Origin of the sequence: Pseudomonas sp. PDM26, from assembly GCF_019219185.1 — a bacterium.
Lineage (GTDB): Bacteria > Pseudomonadota > Gammaproteobacteria > Pseudomonadales > Pseudomonadaceae > Aquipseudomonas.
The window spans coordinates 1-390 of record NZ_JAHUWC010000050.1 but is presented as its reverse complement, the minus strand read 5'-3'; the positions used below and the strand labels follow the sequence as shown (position 1 = coordinate 390).

At 63.3% G+C, this 390-nt stretch carries 1 pseudogene; it reads right to left on the bottom strand.

Going from position 1 to position 390, the window contains the following annotated elements:
• Nucleotides 1–390 (bottom strand): annotated as a pseudogene (locus KW849_RS31035) (NAD(P)(+) transhydrogenase (Re/Si-specific) subunit alpha); the annotation flags it as partial.

Genomic DNA, 390 nt, shown 5'->3' with positions numbered 1-390 from the left:
CGGCCTTGTAACCGGCGATGTTGGCTTGCGACGACAGCACATCCAGGCTCTGGGCGCGGGAGGTGCGCGGCGCCGCCTCCAGGGCAAAGGCGGTAATCCCGCACTCGGCCAGCTTGGCGATGGTTTCATTGCTGAACGGGTTGAGCATCCCCACCACGACGGTGCCGCTCTTGATCAGCGCCAGCTCGCTGTCGCTGGGCGCGACCACCTTCAAAATCAGCTCTGCAGCAAACGCGTCATTGGCGCTGCCAATGGTTGCGCCTGCCGCTGCATAGGCACTGTCGACAACGCTGGCATTCACGCCGGCGCCGCTTTGGACAGTGACCTTATGGCCCTGGCCGATCAGCTTCTTGATGGTTTCCGGGGTTGCAGCAACCCGTGTTTCACCGG